Raw genomic sequence first — 16,677 nt, 5'->3', positions numbered from 1 at the left:
TGCTAAATGAACTTGTTCGAAAGTAATATATTTACATTGATATATACTTGTTTAGTAATCGGACTTATCGTTTTGTTTTTCATATCATTTACTTTGTTTATTAGAAGAGTATTACAAAGCAGCGCTGCAAAGAAACACCATGTAATTAATATGAACCAGAAGCTAGATCGAATTATTGAATTGCTTGAAAAAGATAAGAAATAGCGATAGAAGAAGTATGAAAAGGGGAAAGAGAATGGCCAATTATATAAAAGAATTACGTGAAAAAGTGGGGCACGACTGTGTTTTTTTAAATTTTGCGGGTGGTTGTGTGTTGAATGAACATGGAGAAGTATTACTGCAAAAAAGAGGTGATTTTAACGCTTGGGGATTTCCTGGCGGTGCAATGGAAATCGGAGAATCTGCCGCAGAAACTGCGATTCGAGAAATAAAGGAAGAAACAGGATATGATGTAGAAATAAATGAACTTATTGGGGTGTATACAAAATATTTTCAAACATATCCAAATGGAGACAGAGCCCAGTCAATTGTGATAGTCTTTTCATGCTCAATTACCGGAGGGGAGAACAAAGTAGACGGTGATGAAACGTTAGATTTGCAATTTTTCCCGTTAGACGACATGCCGCCGTTATTTTGTAAACAACATGAAGATTGCCTGCAAGATTTATTGGAGAAAAGAGTAGGGGTATATCGTTAAAACATAAAAAAGAAGCTNNAGCTTCTTTTTTATGTTTTATTTATTTCCACCAATCATCAAACATGGATGCTGGTACTTGTCTTTTATGCTCACTCACTGTGTAACGTTTTTCAATTTTTTTTGCAACGTCAGCTGGCACTGCTTTACCTTCTAAATAATCATCTAATTGATCATAAGTAATACCTAACTCTGTTTCATCAGCTTGACCTGGTTTTTCATCTAATAAATCAGCTGTCGGCATTTTTAAGTAAAGTCGCTCGTCTGCACCTAACTCTTGTAATAGAGCGCGTCCTTGGCGCTTCGTTAATCCCGTTAATGGTAATAAGTCTGCACCACCATCTCCGAATTTTGTAAAGAACCCTGTTACAGCTTCTGCAGCGTGATCAGTTCCGATAACTAGTAGTCCTTTTTGTCCACCGATTGCATATTGAGTAACCATGCGGATACGTGCTTTCACGTTACCTTTATTGAAATCTGTTAATGATTCACCCAATAAGTTTTCATATTGATTTGAAAAAGCATCAACGGTTGAAGCAATATCAAATGCAGCAGATTGATCAGCTTGAATAAATTGTAATGCTAATTGTGCGTCATCTTCATCTTTTTGTATTTTATAAGGAAGACGTACAGCGAAAAACGTTGCGTTACCACCTTCGTTACGAAGTTCTTCAACTGCAAGCTGTGCTAAGCGTCCTGCTAATGTAGAGTCTTGGCCCCCGCTAATTCCAAGTACCAATCCTTTCGCACCTGTTTTTTTCACATAATCTTTTAAGAAATCAACTCGTTTACGAATTTCAACTTTTGGATCAATTACAGGCTGAACATGTAATGCTTGCATAATCTGTTCTTGTAATGTCATTATGTTTTCCTCCTATTCATATTAAAGCGGTAAAAAATCTTATGTATTATATTGGTACATACTTCTATCCTTTATTATTTCGCAAAACTAACGAATATACAATAGGATGTGTGTATGAATATGAATGTAGTCATTATAAATAAAGTACTACGTATAAGCAATTTTTTTAAACCTTTCAAAAATGTAAGGTTTTTGTCATTTGAATCGATGGAAGGTATTTCCGCACTTTACTAATATAAAAACATAGATAGTAGAAGGGCGGAGAAGTAATATGAACATTAGAGAACTAGCATATCGGAATGTAACGCGAAATAGACGGACATACTCAGCATATTTTTTGAGTAGTGCATTTGCTATTATGGCCTTTTTTGTGTATTCATTTTTTGCGTTTCATCCGGCATTAAGTGCTGGAGCATTAGGGCAGTACGTATTCGTAAGTATGTCTTTTGCACAGTCTATTATTTACGTATTTACATTCTTCTTTATTTTATATTCGATGGGAATGTTTTTAAAAACGCGAAAGCGTGAACTAGGAATTTTAATGATGTTAGGTATGACGAAATATCAATTAAAGCGTCTTATCTTTTTTGAAAATATTATGATTGGAATAGGGGCAATTATTTTTGGTATTCTTTCAGGTATGTTATTTTCAGGGATATTAATATTTGCCGCTCCGATGATATTGAAACTAGATATCTCTTTATCCTATTACATACCGATGAAAGCAATTGTTGTAACGAGTATTATGTTTTTTATATTATTTATGATCATATCATTGTTTAGTGCAGGAATGATCCGTAAAAATAAGATTATGAAGTTGTTTAGAGGATCAGCAGAGGCGAAACCGGAACCGAAAGCATCAATAATTTCTTCAATATTAGCAGTAGTATTGCTTAGTGCTGGTTATGTAGGGGCTCTTCTATCACATGGCGCAATGGTATTTATTATGATGATTCCTGTTACAACGGTAGTCATTATTGGTACGTATTTATTGTACAAGCAGCTGAGCGTCTTTATTATTCGATTATGCAAAAAAAGTAAACGTTTCTATTGGACACAGACTAATATTATTACGTTATCAGATTTAGCGTACCGCATGAGAGATAACGCAAGAATGTTCTTTATTGTAACCATTATTTCTACTGTAGCATTTTCAGCAATAGGTACATTAGTTGGCTTCGCATCCATGACGAAAGGGATAATGGAGAGACCAATTGCATTTCATTATCACTCTAAGCAAGGAAATAGTAACGAATTACAGCATATACAAATGATTGACAAAGGACTAAAGAAACATAAAATAGTAGCTTCAAAAATAAATGTTTCTACGAAAAACACGGAGGAACAGTCTTTAAGAAGTGCCATTTTTATAAAAGAATCAGATTATAAGGAATATGCGAATGTAACAGGAGAACCATTTAATAGTGTATCAAATAAAGAGGTTCTATTTTTGTCAGCAGAAATACCAGGACCAACCATGAAAGAAAGAAAAGAAATTACTTTGCCTAATATGAATGAACATTTAAAAGTGAAAAAAGTTACTTCGTCTTCATTGGGGAAAATATTAAGAGGAAATGTTTATGTAATCTCTAATAATCAATATGATTCATTACGAGATGGATTTATAGAAACAAAAGATTATATGTATAAAACTGAAAGAACGAAAGATGAGATTGAAATCGGTAAAGAGCTTACGCATCAAATTAAACCGTATCAAGAACATTCAACGTTTAGTGCGGAAGAGTACGAACAAAACCAAAGTTTACAAATTGCAGGACCAATTTTATTTGTAGGTTTCTTTATTGGTATAGTATTTTTCGTTTGCGCAGGAAGTTTCCTTTACTTCCGTTTATTCTCCGATTTGGAGGATGATGTCCAACTTTTCGAAATAATTCGAAAAGTTGGATTGACGAGTGGGGAATTATCGAAGGTAGTTACAATTCGATTAGCGCTTTTATTCTTCGTTCCAATTGGTGTTGCAACATTACATGGGGCAGTAGCCTTAACTGCGTTAGGGCAGATGTTCGAGTACTCGTTGTTTAAAGAAAATACAGTTGTATTAAGTATTTTCATAGGTATTCAAGTTGTATACTTCTTACTTATAAGATCCCGTTATATAAAACAATTGAAAGAGAGATTACGTATGCATTAAATGTGTTTTTTTAACTTGAGTACAAAATTTTCTAAAAAGAGGCAAGTATTGCCAAAAAGTGATAAAATGGAAAAAGCGAGGTGAAAAAATTAATAGAGAGTAAGGGGGGAGAAATATGAAAGCAACAGGAGTTATTCGAAAAGTAGACGAATTAGGACGAATTGTTATTCCTAAAGAATTACGCGATGTATTGGGAATACAAATCAAATCACCGCTTGAAATTTTTGTAGAAGCAGATAAAATCATTTTACAAAAATATCAACCTTACAATGCTTGCCAAATCACAGGTGATGTTTCAGGGCAGAATATTACATTAGCAAATGGAAATATTACTGTTGGGATAGAGGGAGCGGAATATTTAGTAAAAGAAATAGAAAAGTTTTTAAACAAGAGTGAGGTTTAGTCTTAATTTATATTATTTTTCAAATTACATATCATTCTTTTGAAAGACTGTAAGAGGACCATTAATTGGTCCTCTTATTTTGGTTATTAGTTGAGACCCGTGCTTGTACTTCCTACAATTCATAGGGAAAATAAAAAAGTAGTATAGAGCTAGTAAATGATGTTGAGAAATATTTGAAAAGAAGGAAAACAAAAAGAATAAAACGAATGTTACATTTACACGTATTCAAAAGTGGTCTGAAATGAAAATAATACATTTTCAGGAGGGATTACGATGAGTAGTACAGTGAATAAACAAAAAGGTATACAATTGATTCCGTTTACCGTAAATAAGGTGGTAGAACAAGTAAATGAAATTCCACCAGGTGTACAACTTATTCACGCTCCGCAAGTATGGGAAAAGAGTGTGAAGGGGCAAGATGTAGTCGTTGCCGTATTAGATACAGGGTGTGACACTAATCATATAGATTTAAAAGATCGTATTATTGGCGGAAGAAATTTCACAAAAGATTATGAAGCTGATCCAAATGTGTATCTTGATAATAACGGACATGGTACTCATGTTGCGGGAACGATTGCCGCGACTGAAAATGGTGTCGGTGTACTAGGAGTTGCACCACTTGCTAAAATGTTAGTATTAAAAGTTTTAGCGGGAGATGGTTCTGGAAGTTATGAGCAAATTATTGAGGCAATTCATTATGCTGTAAATTGGAGAGGGCCGAATCAAGAGGAAGTGAGAATTATTTCAATGTCACTTGGTGGTCCGCAAGATGTTCCAGAATTACATGAAGCAATTCAAAATGCGGTAAAGCAGGATGTTCTCGTTGTATGTGCTGCTGGAAATAATGGAGATTGCGATGATGAAACAGAAGAACTAGATTTCCCAGGTGCTTACTCTGAGGTAATTGAAGTTGGTGCTGTTAATTTAGATCGGAAGATTGCATGTTTTAGTAATTCAAATCAAGAAATTGATTTAGTAGCACCAGGTGATGAAATATTATCTACGTATCCAGATGGGAAATATGCTGTGTTAAGTGGAACCTCTATGGCGACGCCGTATGTTGCTGGAGCGCTCGCTTTGCTTATTAAACAGTGTGAGAGAGAATACGGTCGAAAGCTATCAGAGCCGGAAATATATGCGCAGCTCATTAAAAGAACTGTACCTTTAGGATATGAACGTACATCTGAAGGGAATGGATTAATAGATTTATTAAAAGAATAGCCATATTAAAAAACATCTNNAGATGTTTTTTAATATGGCTCTGTCGCATGTAATACAACTTGTAACAAACCTGGGAATCTAGCATTTAAATCTTCTTCACGAATTGAAATGAAACGTTGTGTTCCTTCAAGGCGCGTGTACATAACACCTGACTCACGTAATACTTTGAAATGGTGAGATAAAGTTGATTTCGCAATGGGAATGTTTAAAGCACCACAAGATTGTTCATTTTTCTCTAGTAACATATTTACAATTTGTAAACGAATTTGATCGCTAAGTGCATATAAGACAGAAGAAAATTGAATTTCTTCTCGATTTGGATGATAGAGTGTACGCATATTTCACCTACTTGTATAAGTTAAGATATTTGCACTATAACATATAAAGTGGTATATTTCTATTGTTCGAATATATTAGAACAATAGAAATATAGGGGGAGAAAAAATGAAGTATACAAAATTGCAAAAGGCAGGACTAAATATTTCAAGGCTGGGTTTAGGTACAAATGCAGTAGGGGGACATAATTTATATGCTGATGTGAATGAAAAAGAAGGAAAGCAATTAGTAGAAGAAGCTATTCAGCAAGGGATTACATTTTTTGATACAGCAGATTCATATGGTGTCGGTAGATCTGAGGAATTGGTAGGAGAGGTATTAAAGGGAAAACGCCATGAGATTATACTTGCTACAAAAGGTGGAATTCAACCGTTGTTAAATGGAGAAATTTATATTAACAATGAACCAAGTTATTTAAGAAATGCTGTGGAAAATAGCTTAAGAAGATTACAGACTGATTATATTGATTTATATTATTTACATTTTACAAATCCTGAAACAAGTTACATAGATTCAATCGGAGAGCTTACTCGTTTAAAAGAAGAAGGGAAAATTCGTTCAATTGGAATATCGAACGTAAACATAGAACAATTAAAAAAAGCGAACCAACATGGTCATATAGATGTTGTACAATCACCGTACAATATGTTAGAACGTACGGCTGAGGAAGAACTTTTGCCGTATTGTATAGAAGCGGGTATTTCATTTATTCCGTATGGGCCTCTTGCTTTTGGAATATTAGGTGGTAAATATACAGAAGATTTCAAATTAAACGAAGTCGATTGGCGCCAAAGTGTAAATCTATTTGAAGAAAATACATATAAGAGTAACTTTAAGAAAGTAGAAAAGTTAAAAGGGCTAGCGAAAGAAAATGGTATTGAAGTGTCTCATTTAGCATTAGCATGGTTATTAAATAAAAAAGGAATTGAAACTGTTATACCTGGTGGAAAGCGGGCAGAGCAAATAAGAGAAAGTGTGAAAGCGGTGGACGTTTCATTGAATGAAAAAGTTATGAAAGAAATCCAATCTATTTTAGAAGATTAGTGAAAAAGAGGGATAGATAGTACCCCCTTTTTATATAAGGAGAAGGTCTAAATGAATAGAGTACTAGCTGTGTTTTTTACGATAATGTTTATGATCGGTACAGATACTTTTTTGATTTCACCACTTTTGCCGACATTACAACAGGTGTATCATGTTTCAACTGAGATGTCAGGATGGATGGTGAGTTCGTATGCTTTAGGGTATGCTGGATTTGCGCTTATCGCTGGTCCTATATCAGATGGATTAAACAGAAAAAAAGTGATGGTACTAGGTATGAGTTTTTTTGCGTTAAGTACGTTTTTGTGTGGAATTGCACCGAGTTTTTTATGGATGCTAACATTTAGATTTTTAGCAGGTGTAAGTGCAGCTTTTGTATCTCCACAAGTGTGGGCATCTATTCCGCTTCTTATAGAGAAAAAGAAAATTGTGAAAGCAATTGGGGTTGCAACAGCAGGGTTATCAATCTCTCAAATTTTAGGGCTGCCAATGGGAGCTTATTTAGCAACGATACATTATACAATGCCATTCTACTTTATTGGTATATTATCAGCACTACTTGTCATTCTTATTTATGTTGTATTACCAGAAATACAGTCGGTTCATATAGGTGGAAATAAAAAAGTTATTTTAAAGCGTTATAAACAATTACTTACAGATTCAAAGGTTTCACTTTCTTATTTTGCATACTTTGTTTTTCAAACCGGAAATTTTGCTGCATTTTCATTTTTTGGTGTATGGCTTTCTATTCAATTTGGCTTACAGGTTCATGAAGTAGGTACAGCTATGCTCGTAGTAGGATTAGGAAATTTAGCTGGTAATATTTTTGGCCCTAGACTCGTAAATAAAATTGGATACAATCTTTCTTTCTATGGTGGAATTGTATTTACGGCAGTGTTATATGTAATACTTCCCTATTTAAAGAATCTTATTTTTGTTGAATTCTTTTTCTTTGTTTTATTTTTTGTGACCGGAATTTTGTTTGTATTAATGATGGGACACTTACAAAACATGTCTGCTATAGCAAGAGGAACAGGTGCTGCCCTTGCTAACGCCTCGATGTACATTGGTCAAATGATTGGTGCGGTAATAGCAGGAATGTTATTTGCAACATCTCACAATTTTATACTAGTAGGTAGCTTTACTGCGTTATTATATGTTGTAGCTTTATTTCTGTTTAGAAAAAGTGAAAACATTAGTAAAGATAATGAAAAAGGAATTGCATCATAAAGTTTTAGCAAATCAAAAAACAATTTTTTAGGGTAAGTCTAAAAAGTACTTTTCTTTTTGATTGCATAGTTGCTGTATTTTCAGCATGTATACCTGCATTTTTAATAACGCGTTGTTGAGCTGTATTATTGAAAAGGATTTGTAATAAAGTGAAACTTTAATCAGTGGGGCCCCCCACCTAACTTCTTGCTTCCGTTGAATTTTGATGTGGGGGGTTTTACTGCCTGTTAATGCGGGATAAAATTTTGGGGAAATAAAAAATCCCTATATAGATAGGGATTTATATATCGGCATATAGCTCCTTGGAAAAGGATGTATTTAGTATAACATATAGGATTACTTATAATTGTGAAATAGATGTGAAAGTAATGTGAAAAATGCTTATGGTGTAAATCTTTGTAAATAAAAAGCACTGTTTTAGCTATTTTAACTAAAACAGTGCTTTTCTTTTTGATTGAACAGTTGCGGCATTTTCATCATGTATGCCTGCATCTTTAATAATTCGTTGTTTAGCTTTATTTAATAGATGGTTTACTGCTTCACCAAAATAGTTAGCTTCGCTTTTTGTGCGGGCTTCTCGTAAACATTTATAGTTTTCTAGCAGTTCCTCTTTTTCGGAGTTTGTTAAGAAATCTTCTATTTTCTTTTTTGTCATACGAAACACCCTTTCTCCTGACAAACGACGCAATAGAAAATATTTATTTCTCATTATAACAATAATTTTAAAAGAAAGTATACACTAACGTCGCAATAATTTGTCAATTTCTTGAATCTTCTCATCAGCTTTCCCAATTTGTGTATTTTTAGCCTGTTCGCCACCAAGAGCTTGATGTAGTAAGAAAGTTTGACCGGAAATAGCAGTTACAATGGATACTTTTATAATTTCTTTTATTGCGGTGACATCGAATAAAACGAGTCCAAGAAGTGCAGCTAGGCTACCGGTAAAAACATCAGTTAAAAATCCAAAGTGAAAAAAAGTTTTCAAACGGCGTGGAAGCAATAACTTACCTTGGTTATTGATTAGATGGGAAACGAAGCCAGTAATGCCACCAACGAGAACAGCGGTTAGCCATTGATACATTTCCATCGAATCCACTCCTTTTAGTGAATAAGATTCGATTATTTTATATTGATTCCTTTTAATATTTCATATAAGCATATTGAGAAAGTTTGTTTGGGTATATTTTGTATTCAATTTAATTATAACAGAAAATTTCGATAGATTTCAGTCTATTATATGAATCATTTTTACAATAATATGAATGCAGAAAGGGGTGCGTCATATGAATATAGATTATCGAATAAGAAGTGTAGATGGTTATACAAAAAAAATAGGGGAATTAGTAAGTATGCTTGAGCATACGAGAGCTGTAACATTAGGCGAAGTAAAAAATTTATCAGTTGAGCAATTAGATTTAATTATGCAGAGCAGCGGAAATTCAATTGGCGCCTTATTAAAGCATATAGCAGCTATTGAAAAAGTTCATCAGCTTATTTCATTTCAAGATCGTGACTTTACAAAAGAAGAATTAGAAATATGGGAAGATGCATTGTATTTAGGGGAAGCAGGTAGAGCGATCTGTGGTCATGAAATACAGTATTATGTACAACTTCTACAAAGTGTTCGAGAAGAATCTCTGAAGTATTTAAGTGAACAAGGTAATGAGTGGCTCATGTCAGAAAGAAAGTGGCCTAACGGTGTAGTATATAACCAGCACTATCTTTGGTTTCATGTGCTAGAAGATGAAATTAGTCACCGAGGACAAATTAGAATGCTCAAAAACAAGTTATTTGAAAATTACGTTAAATGATGTAGCTTTTTATAGGAGAATTCCATATAATGAGAGTAATTAAAATAAGAACGGGGTGATGTATTATGGCGAAAATAACTTATATGAATAATAAACCAAATACAAAGGTGGATGGAAAGGGCGAAACGATATAAGTGAGCGCACTATCCTTCCACTTAGCTTAAACTAGGGAGGATATCAATTTGAATCAAAATATTTTAGAATCGTATGGCTGGGATTCTTTTTTTGAGGAACAAGCTGTAGAGAACTTTGAAGTAGGGCGTATTTTACTTGAGCATAAGCATATATATCGAATTATTTGTAATGATGGTGAATATATGGCAGAACTGTCTGGAAAGTTTCGGCATGAAGCAGTAACGAAGGGAGATTATCCAGCTGTTGGTGATTGGGTGTATATAAAGAAAATAGAGAATGAAAAGAAAGCTATCATTCATCGTATTTTTCCGAGAAGAAGCTCTTTTTCTAGACAAGAAGCTGGTACTCGAACGGAAGAACAAGTAATAGCAGCAAATGTAGATTATTTATTTTTAGTGAATGCACTTAATCATGATTTTAATGTAAGAAGGATGGAACGTTATTTATTATTAGCTTATGAAAGTGGTGCAATACCAGTTATTGTTTTAACAAAGAGTAGTATATGTAATGATGTGGAACAGAAAATTGTAGAAACGGAAGCTATAGCAATTGGTGTTCCTATTTTCGTTGTTGATAGTTTAGAGCATACAGGTATTGATTCATTGAAACAATTTGTTTCTTCAGGGAAAACAATTGCTTTAGTTGGATCATCAGGGGTAGGAAAGTCTACTTTGTTAAATGCGTTAATAGGAATTGATGTAGCAAAAACGGGAGATATACGTGAGGAAGATAGTAGGGGGAGGCATACGACAACGCATCGAGAGTTATTCCAATTGCCAAGTGGCGCTCTCGTAATTGATACTCCCGGCATGAGGGAATTGCAACTTTGGGAAGGAAGCGAAGCGATTCAAACAACATTCTCTGATATTGAAGAACTTGCGACAACATGCCGTTTCCGTGATTGTAAACATGAGAATGAACCAGGATGCGCGGTGTATAGTGCTGTTGATAACGGACTTATTACGATAGATCGTTTGAGAAGCTATAAAAAATTACAAAGAGAATTGGCGTATTTTATGAGAAAACAAGATGCTATTCTTGCAAGGGCAGAGCGTGATAAGTGGAAAAAGCTTTCTAAACAGCATAAAAAAATATAAAAAACCAAAGGGCTACTCCTTTGGTTTTTTATATTTGTAAATTTTATAATAATATTATTCGTATATATAGACAAACAGAAGTTATTTGTTTAAACTTTACAAAGTATTCATCATAATAGGTTATGAAAATAATAATTAGGAAATGGAAAATATTTATAAAAAATTTATTTTTTGAATTTGAAAGGCAGGAGGAGCGGAATGGGTAAATTATTAAATTGGTTTCGTGATATGAAAGTAGCCAAAAAGCTATTAATTTCATTTTTTGTAATTTTAATTGCGGCTGTGTCTATTATCGGAGGCATGTCTTATCAAACAGCTAAAAAGAATTTTGAATCACAAATTAAGAGTAGTGCTAACGACAATATAAAAATACTGGATAATTTAATCAATCAAATGATTGATGCGAAATTTAATGACGTGAATAATTTTGCACGAGTGATTCAGGGGAACATGTATCAAGGAGATAATCAGGATGAATTAAGAAAAATGTTATCTCAATATATAAATTTAAATAAAGATGTTGAACAAGTATACGTTGCCGGAAATGATAAAAAATTTGTGCAAGAACCAAATATACAAATGGCAGCAGACTATGATCCAACAGAGCGTTCTTGGTATAAAGATGCAGTTGCAAAACAAGGTGGTATTGTAATTACTGAGCCGTATAAGGCAAAAGGAAATGGACATATTGTCGTAACGATTGCAAAACAAACAGAAGATAAAAATGGGGTTGTTGCGCTAGATTTAAGTTTAGATAATTTATTAAAAACATCAAAGTTAATTAATATTGGTAAAAAAGGATATGCGTTCATTTTAGATGGAAAGCAAAAAATAATTGCTCATCCACAAGAAAAATCAGGGGAAAAAGCAGCTGATTCTTGGGCAAAGAAAATTTATGAAGATAATCACGGTGCTTTTTCATATTCTTATGACGGTAGTGAAAAGAATATGGTATTTGCTACAAATGTAAAAACAGGTTGGAAAATTGGTGGGACGATGTACTCAAGTGAAGTAATTGAAGCTGCTCAACCTGTATTTTATAATATGTTAATTGTTATGCTTATCTCATTAGTAGTAGGTGGGGCACTTATTTATTTTGTAACACTTTCCATTACGAAGCCTTTAAAGAGATTAGTTGTTACCTCTAAAGAAATAAGTGAAGGGGATTTAACGCAAACAATCGAAATTCATTCTAATGATGAAATTGGCCAACTTGCTAAAGGCTTTAATGAGATGACGAATTCGTTACGGACGTTAATTGGAAGAATTAATGATTCAGCTGGGCATGTTGCAGCGGCATCAGAAGAGCTAACTGCAAGTGTAAGGCAAGCAAGTGAAGCGACTGAGCAAATTACAATCGCAATGGATGAAATATCAAGTGGGGCAACGACGCAAACAACAAGCGTAGAAAATGGTGCTATGTTACTATTTGATGTAACGGAAGGAATTCAGCATGTAGCAAATAGTTCATCATCTATTAATATGGCTTCTGCACATACTCGTGAGAAAGCAGAAGATGGTGGGAAACTAGTTGGAAGAACAGTAAACCAGATGCAGTCTATTGCAGAGTCCGTTTCACAATCAGATGCAGTTATACAGTTGCTAAATAATAAATCAAAACAAATTGGTGATATATTAGAAGTAATTCAAAATATTGCAGATCAAACAAACCTTCTAGCTCTAAATGCGGCAATTGAAGCTGCAAGAGCCGGTGAGCACGGAAGAGGATTTGCAATCGTTGCAGATGAAGTACGTAAATTGGCAGAGCAGTCTAGCGTATCTTCTAGTGAAATTAGTAAATTAATATGTGAAATACAAGATGATATGGGTAAGACAGTCAAATCTATGAATCATGTAAATGAGGAAGTTCAATCTGGACTCGTTATTGCAAATGAAACGAAGCAAAACTTTGCTGAAATTTTACAATCTACAAATGAAATAGCTAATCAAATTAAGACGATGGTTGAAACAGCTAATGGAATGTCAAAAGGGGCAAATGAAGTATCTATCTCGGTAGGACAAATTGCAATGACAGCACAGAATAATGCGACAAGCACACAAAATGTTGCGGCTTCAGCTGAAGAACAGCTAGCTTCTATGGAGGAAATTGGATCCGCTGCGGGCACATTATCTCAAATGGCTGAAGAGTTACAAGTGCTAATTGACAGATTTAAAGTTTAACAGAGAACAGGCTGTCCCTAAAATAGCAGTATGCTATTGGGATAGTCTGTTTTATTATGTAAAATTAAATGAGGATGTAGAGTCCCCTTATGACTTTTAAGATGGTGCTTTGCATAATATTTGTCGAAAAATAGAGGTATTTGTTAGCTTTGTGTATAATTATTAACCTATAGAATACAAATAAAAGGAGAGTATTATGGGAGTGTATTGGGGGACAAAAAGACATTCTTGGCTTAGTTACGTCTCATTTTGGCTAAGTATTTCATTTTTTATTGTTTTTCTAATTGAAGTGTTTATATTAAAAACACTTTCGAATAGCTCGGTGCAAATTGTTAAATATTTTTATTTTATACTTGTACCAGTAAATATTTTTCTTAGTTTAAAGTTATTATTTAAGAAGAATGAAAAGAAAGCATTACCCATTTTTAGTTTACTGGTCTCATTATTGTTTACCATTTTAATTGTAGTATTAGCAGTAGCAGCTACAGGGAAATTCTTTTAAGGGGAGTGATATAAATCACTCTTTTTTTGTTGTGACCAAATAATGAGTGGATGAAGGAGCGGATTTTTATTGATTAACTTTTGATGTTATTAAAAAATTTACGGAGAGTATGAAGTGTTGAAGTAAGCTACATAATAATGAAGATGGAATAAAGTGTTTTGTATATACTCATGAAGCAAATGAATAAGGTAAGAACGGTGATATATGGTACAATAGCTATGGATAGTGATAGAGATAAAGGGTATATAAAATACTCATCGTTTTTTAGTAAGAGAGGGGTTATCTTATGCTATACGAGGATTTGGTGACATTATTTCAAACAGCTCCGAAAGAAGATAGAGGCGGATGGAAATATATAATCCAAGAACAAAATGATACATATAAAATTGTTGATGAAATACTGAAAAATCAAATGAGTGTCGAATTGTATTTTAATGAATATGATGAGGTGAAAATCACTTTATATAAAGATGGAATTCCCATTACGACTATGCAAAGAATTGCGATTTCAAAAGTTGAATTAGACGAAGATGAAGAAGGTATTCAATTTGTTTTAGAGCGTATGCCTAGTCGAATGATTCGGTTGCAATTAAAGCCATATTTAGCATTGGAAATGGGGCCGTACTGGGAAGTATGTGATGATTGTGAATGAACATAAAAAAGCATCCAATAATATGGATGCTTTTTATGTTTTTTGAAGTTGTTTAAACGCAATGATTGGAAGTATAACGATACTTACCCATCCGATGATAGGATACAGAATGTGAAGTAAGTCACTGTAACCGATGTAACTAAAGCAATAACTAATTAGTAAAATGAAGAAAATAATATTGTTATTTTTCCACCCAGTAATAGATTGCATCTGTTTTGTCATTCCGAACACATTACCAACTAAAGTTGTGAATACTTCACCGAAAATAATAAGAACGAAGAAGAAGTGAAAAGTCGCATTAAATCTTCTTATGACTTCAGCCATTGGGATGTTATATTGATAAAATTGATCGACTGATAAGATTGCTAAATGGCTGCATAATAAAATTAAAGAAAGTCCAGCACCACCTAAAATTCCACCCCAAAAAATGGCTTTTCGATCCTTTACTTCACTGGCTAATGGGACGAGAACGCTTTGGGCGAGAGAAAGGTTTAAGGCGACATATGTAATCGGGCTAGTAATCCATTTCATATTCCAGCTCTCTGCGGGAATAGTAGTATTAATAGAAGTTGTACCGTGAAAAAAGGTTGTAATAGCAAGTCCGATAATAAAAATCATCATAATAGGTACGACAAGTGTATTTACTTCAAAAACACCTTGTAATCCGCGGCCACCTATAATGAGACAAGCAATAACTGTAATAAGAATACCGAGTTGCCTTGGTAAGCGAAGTTGCTCTTCAAATACTGCACCAGCCCCTGATAACATAACGCTCGTTACGCCGAATAAAACGAGTAATAATAATGTGTTTACAACGTTCCCAAATACATCTCCAAATAAATATTTATTAAATTCTTGAGCTGAAAATGCCCCGATTTGTGATGAAAGTAACATCATCTTTGTGCCAAGCCAAATAAAAAAAAATCCACTTACACATATGCCAATTGTCCCGTAGAATCCATTCACTGTGAAAAATTCAACAATTTCTCGTCCAGTAGCAAATCCAGCTCCAACGACAGTTCCGATATAAGTAGCAGCTACTTTCTTTGCTACTTGCCATTGTTGATTGTCCATGTTATCCCTCTTTCTACTATGATGAGCTTGATGTACTATTATGCATATGTATGAGCTTGGACAATTAGACGTATGAAGTGTTTGAGAAAATACATGAATTAAATGATATTAGGGAAATATTAAAGGTGTTAAAACTTTGTTACATATAAGCCAATCATTCGAAAGGAAAGGGAATGTATGGTAAAATGTAATTAGGTTATTAAAAGATAAACATTACAAAATGATAAGAGGAGTGGATTGTATGAGTACGAAAACAAATGTTGTGGAAGTATTAAACAAGCAGGTAGCAAACTGGAATGTGTTATATGTGAAACTACATAATTATCACTGGTATGTGACAGGACCACACTTCTTTACATTACATGAGAAATTTGAAGAGTTTTATAATGAGGCTGGAACGTATATTGATGAGTTAGCAGAACGTATTTTAGCTTTAGAAGGTAAACCATTAGCGACAATGAAAGAATATCTTGCAACATCTAGTGTGAGCGAAGGGACAAGCAAAGAATCTGCAGAAGAAATGGTGCAAACATTAGTGAATGATTATTCTGCACTTATTCAAGAATTAAAAGAAGGTATGGAAGTTGCGGGTGAAGCTGGCGATGAAACATCAGCTGACATGCTGTTAGCAATTCATACAACATTAGAACAACATGTATGGATGCTAAGTGCGTTCTTAAAATAAGAATAAATATATATAGAAACCCATTGAAAAATTATTTCAATGGGTTTTTTTATGATTTTTCAGTTTTCTTTTATGCTATAATATAGTAAAAAGGAGGCGATGCGATGTTTCGCTTTTTCAGAACTGGAAAAGAAGAGCGGGAAATTACGAAAGATGAATTAGAACAAGCGATGGCTCAGTTTTTAGAAACGAATGCTAATATCGTTTATACAGTATTAGTAAATGACGATTATACAGTAAATTATGATTTGTTAAAACCGTATTTACCTGCATTTCCAACAAATGATTTTCTCATAACGAAGGAAACGCTTGAGGTATTTGAACATACAGAAGAAAATTTAAACCTAGTGAAAGAAATTGATGTCGTACAAAAAGCAGTAGATCAATACGTAACAGAAAAAGAAATGTTCCCAATTGTTGAAGGTAGCGAAGATCGCCTCATATGCGGAATGAAACTAGGACCTTACTTAAATCGTATCTTAAAAAGAGACTTATATATTTCAGAAAAACATTATTTAGTTTCAAGTAAACCAGATAGAAAAAAACAAAAGAGCGGGTAGATGTCATGAAAACAACAATACATATATTGTTGTCTTTTTTT

General features: G+C 33.7%; 19 protein-coding genes. 14 read left to right on the top strand and 5 right to left on the bottom strand.

The features are described 5' to 3' along the window. Positions 1 to 6: 6 nt before the first annotated feature. Together COK05_RS08095 and COK05_RS08090 are read left to right on the top strand one after the other, a co-directional pair. On the top strand, positions 7 to 204 hold the full coding sequence (locus COK05_RS08095) for a DUF4083 domain-containing protein (protein WP_001048102.1): 198 nt from the start codon (positions 7 to 9) through the stop codon (positions 202 to 204). Between the two features lie 31 nt (positions 205 to 235). Further along, positions 236 to 697, top strand: coding sequence for an NUDIX hydrolase (locus tag COK05_RS08090; RefSeq protein WP_098612174.1), 462 nt, complete (start codon positions 236 to 238; stop codon positions 695 to 697). Between the two features lie 40 nt (positions 698 to 737). Here COK05_RS08090 and nadE read toward each other — a convergent pair whose 3' ends face one another. After that, positions 738 to 1,556 (bottom strand): ammonia-dependent NAD(+) synthetase, encoded by an 819-nt coding sequence (gene nadE, locus COK05_RS08085; RefSeq protein ID WP_098612173.1) that lies wholly within the window; start codon positions 1,554 to 1,556, stop codon positions 738 to 740. Between the two features lie 271 nt (positions 1,557 to 1,827). Here nadE and COK05_RS08080 point away from each other — a divergent pair, with 271 nt between their 5' ends. The 3 genes from COK05_RS08080 (at position 1,828) to COK05_RS08070 (ending at position 5,332) form a co-directional block, all read left to right on the top strand. Further along, positions 1,828 to 3,708: an FtsX-like permease family protein gene (locus COK05_RS08080; RefSeq protein ID WP_098612172.1), complete on the top strand. Its 1,881-nt coding sequence runs from the start codon at positions 1,828 to 1,830 to the stop codon at positions 3,706 to 3,708. A 115-nt stretch (positions 3,709 to 3,823) separates the two neighbouring features. After that, positions 3,824 to 4,111, top strand: a complete 288-nt coding sequence (locus COK05_RS08075; RefSeq protein WP_000648325.1) for an AbrB/MazE/SpoVT family DNA-binding domain-containing protein — start codon at positions 3,824 to 3,826, stop codon at positions 4,109 to 4,111. 273 nt (positions 4,112 to 4,384) lie between these two features. Further along, positions 4,385 to 5,332, top strand: a complete 948-nt coding sequence (locus COK05_RS08070; protein WP_098612171.1) for a serine protease — start codon at positions 4,385 to 4,387, stop codon at positions 5,330 to 5,332. Positions 5,333 to 5,361: 29 nt separating this feature from the next. Here the strand turns inward: COK05_RS08070 and COK05_RS08065 are convergent, their stop codons facing one another. Continuing rightward, positions 5,362 to 5,670, bottom strand: coding sequence for an ArsR/SmtB family transcription factor (locus COK05_RS08065; protein ID WP_001259903.1), 309 nt, complete (start codon positions 5,668 to 5,670; stop codon positions 5,362 to 5,364). A 106-nt stretch (positions 5,671 to 5,776) separates the two neighbouring features. Between COK05_RS08065 and COK05_RS08060 the strand changes: the two genes are divergently transcribed. Beyond that, on the top strand, positions 5,777 to 6,712 hold the full coding sequence (locus tag COK05_RS08060; RefSeq protein ID WP_098612170.1) for an aldo/keto reductase: 936 nt from the start codon (positions 5,777 to 5,779) through the stop codon (positions 6,710 to 6,712). A gap of 51 nt (positions 6,713 to 6,763) precedes the next feature. Continuing rightward, positions 6,764 to 7,939: an MFS transporter gene (locus COK05_RS08055; protein WP_098612169.1), complete on the top strand. Its 1,176-nt coding sequence runs from the start codon at positions 6,764 to 6,766 to the stop codon at positions 7,937 to 7,939. Between the two features lie 430 nt (positions 7,940 to 8,369). Here COK05_RS08055 and COK05_RS08050 read toward each other — a convergent pair whose 3' ends face one another. Beyond that, entirely contained in the window at positions 8,370 to 8,594 is a 225-nt protein-coding gene (locus tag COK05_RS08050; protein WP_000162602.1) for a hypothetical protein, read from the bottom strand. An 84-nt stretch (positions 8,595 to 8,678) separates the two neighbouring features. After that, the gene (locus tag COK05_RS08045; protein WP_000426321.1) at positions 8,679 to 9,026 is read right to left on the bottom strand and encodes a DUF4257 domain-containing protein; all 348 of its coding nucleotides are present in this window, start codon (positions 9,024 to 9,026) and stop codon (positions 8,679 to 8,681) included. 196 nt (positions 9,027 to 9,222) lie between these two features. Between COK05_RS08045 and COK05_RS08040 the strand changes: the two genes are divergently transcribed. The 5 genes from COK05_RS08040 to COK05_RS08015 all read left to right on the top strand — a co-directional run bounded on the left by COK05_RS08040 (position 9,223) and on the right by COK05_RS08015 (position 14,317). Beyond that, positions 9,223 to 9,750 carry a DinB family protein gene (locus COK05_RS08040; protein ID WP_001018102.1) on the top strand — a complete coding sequence of 176 codons (528 nt, stop codon included), beginning with the start codon at positions 9,223 to 9,225 and terminating at the stop codon, positions 9,748 to 9,750. 182 nt (positions 9,751 to 9,932) lie between these two features. Further along, positions 9,933 to 10,982, top strand: a complete 1,050-nt coding sequence (gene rsgA, locus COK05_RS08035; RefSeq protein WP_098612168.1) for a ribosome small subunit-dependent GTPase A — start codon at positions 9,933 to 9,935, stop codon at positions 10,980 to 10,982. Positions 10,983 to 11,180: 198 nt separating this feature from the next. After that, positions 11,181 to 13,163, top strand: coding sequence for a HAMP domain-containing methyl-accepting chemotaxis protein (locus COK05_RS08030; RefSeq protein ID WP_098612167.1), 1,983 nt, complete (start codon positions 11,181 to 11,183; stop codon positions 13,161 to 13,163). Positions 13,164 to 13,359: 196 nt separating this feature from the next. Continuing rightward, positions 13,360 to 13,665 (top strand): hypothetical protein, encoded by a 306-nt coding sequence (locus COK05_RS08020; RefSeq protein ID WP_098612165.1) that lies wholly within the window; start codon positions 13,360 to 13,362, stop codon positions 13,663 to 13,665. A 286-nt stretch (positions 13,666 to 13,951) separates the two neighbouring features. Then, positions 13,952 to 14,317 (top strand): DUF3979 family protein, encoded by a 366-nt coding sequence (locus tag COK05_RS08015; RefSeq protein WP_098612164.1) that lies wholly within the window; start codon positions 13,952 to 13,954, stop codon positions 14,315 to 14,317. A 33-nt stretch (positions 14,318 to 14,350) separates the two neighbouring features. Here the strand turns inward: COK05_RS08015 and COK05_RS08010 are convergent, their stop codons facing one another. After that, complete coding sequence (locus COK05_RS08010) at positions 14,351 to 15,391, bottom strand: YkvI family membrane protein (RefSeq protein WP_098612163.1); 1,041 nt, start codon at positions 15,389 to 15,391, stop codon at positions 14,351 to 14,353. Between the two features lie 241 nt (positions 15,392 to 15,632). Between COK05_RS08010 and COK05_RS08005 the strand changes: the two genes are divergently transcribed. Then, entirely contained in the window at positions 15,633 to 16,076 is a 444-nt protein-coding gene (locus COK05_RS08005; protein WP_000105199.1) for a Dps family protein, read from the top strand. Positions 16,077 to 16,180: 104 nt separating this feature from the next. Next, positions 16,181 to 16,636, top strand: a complete 456-nt coding sequence (locus COK05_RS08000) for a DUF3939 domain-containing protein (RefSeq protein WP_098612162.1) — start codon at positions 16,181 to 16,183, stop codon at positions 16,634 to 16,636. The last annotated feature ends 41 nt before the right edge of the window (positions 16,637 to 16,677 follow it).

Source organism: Bacillus cereus (assembly GCF_002567495.1).
In the GTDB taxonomy this organism is placed as follows: Bacteria; Bacillota; Bacilli; order Bacillales; family Bacillaceae_G; genus Bacillus_A; species Bacillus_A cereus_AQ.
Note: the sequence above shows the minus strand (reverse complement) of the source record. Positions and strands in the feature narration are given on the sequence as shown.

Coding starts and splice junctions, on each gene's coding strand:
- COK05_RS08095 (WP_001048102.1), top strand. CDS start 7: ATGAACTTGTTCGAAAGTAATATATTTACATTGATATATACTTGTTTA.
- COK05_RS08090 (WP_098612174.1), top strand. CDS start 236: ATGGCCAATTATATAAAAGAATTACGTGAAAAAGTGGGGCACGACTGT.
- nadE (WP_098612173.1), bottom strand. CDS start 1,556: ATGACATTACAAGAACAGATTATGCAAGCATTACATGTTCAGCCTGTA.
- COK05_RS08080 (WP_098612172.1), top strand. CDS start 1,828: ATGAACATTAGAGAACTAGCATATCGGAATGTAACGCGAAATAGACGG.
- COK05_RS08075 (WP_000648325.1), top strand. CDS start 3,824: ATGAAAGCAACAGGAGTTATTCGAAAAGTAGACGAATTAGGACGAATT.
- COK05_RS08070 (WP_098612171.1), top strand. CDS start 4,385: ATGAGTAGTACAGTGAATAAACAAAAAGGTATACAATTGATTCCGTTT.
- COK05_RS08065 (WP_001259903.1), bottom strand. CDS start 5,670: ATGCGTACACTCTATCATCCAAATCGAGAAGAAATTCAATTTTCTTCT.
- COK05_RS08060 (WP_098612170.1), top strand. CDS start 5,777: ATGAAGTATACAAAATTGCAAAAGGCAGGACTAAATATTTCAAGGCTG.
- COK05_RS08055 (WP_098612169.1), top strand. CDS start 6,764: ATGAATAGAGTACTAGCTGTGTTTTTTACGATAATGTTTATGATCGGT.
- COK05_RS08050 (WP_000162602.1), bottom strand. CDS start 8,594: ATGACAAAAAAGAAAATAGAAGATTTCTTAACAAACTCCGAAAAAGAG.
- COK05_RS08045 (WP_000426321.1), bottom strand. CDS start 9,026: ATGGAAATGTATCAATGGCTAACCGCTGTTCTCGTTGGTGGCATTACT.
- COK05_RS08040 (WP_001018102.1), top strand. CDS start 9,223: ATGAATATAGATTATCGAATAAGAAGTGTAGATGGTTATACAAAAAAA.
- COK05_RS08030 (WP_098612167.1), top strand. CDS start 11,181: ATGGGTAAATTATTAAATTGGTTTCGTGATATGAAAGTAGCCAAAAAG.
- COK05_RS08020 (WP_098612165.1), top strand. CDS start 13,360: ATGGGAGTGTATTGGGGGACAAAAAGACATTCTTGGCTTAGTTACGTC.
- COK05_RS08015 (WP_098612164.1), top strand. CDS start 13,952: ATGCTATACGAGGATTTGGTGACATTATTTCAAACAGCTCCGAAAGAA.
- COK05_RS08010 (WP_098612163.1), bottom strand. CDS start 15,391: ATGGACAATCAACAATGGCAAGTAGCAAAGAAAGTAGCTGCTACTTAT.
- COK05_RS08005 (WP_000105199.1), top strand. CDS start 15,633: ATGAGTACGAAAACAAATGTTGTGGAAGTATTAAACAAGCAGGTAGCA.
- COK05_RS08000 (WP_098612162.1), top strand. CDS start 16,181: ATGTTTCGCTTTTTCAGAACTGGAAAAGAAGAGCGGGAAATTACGAAA.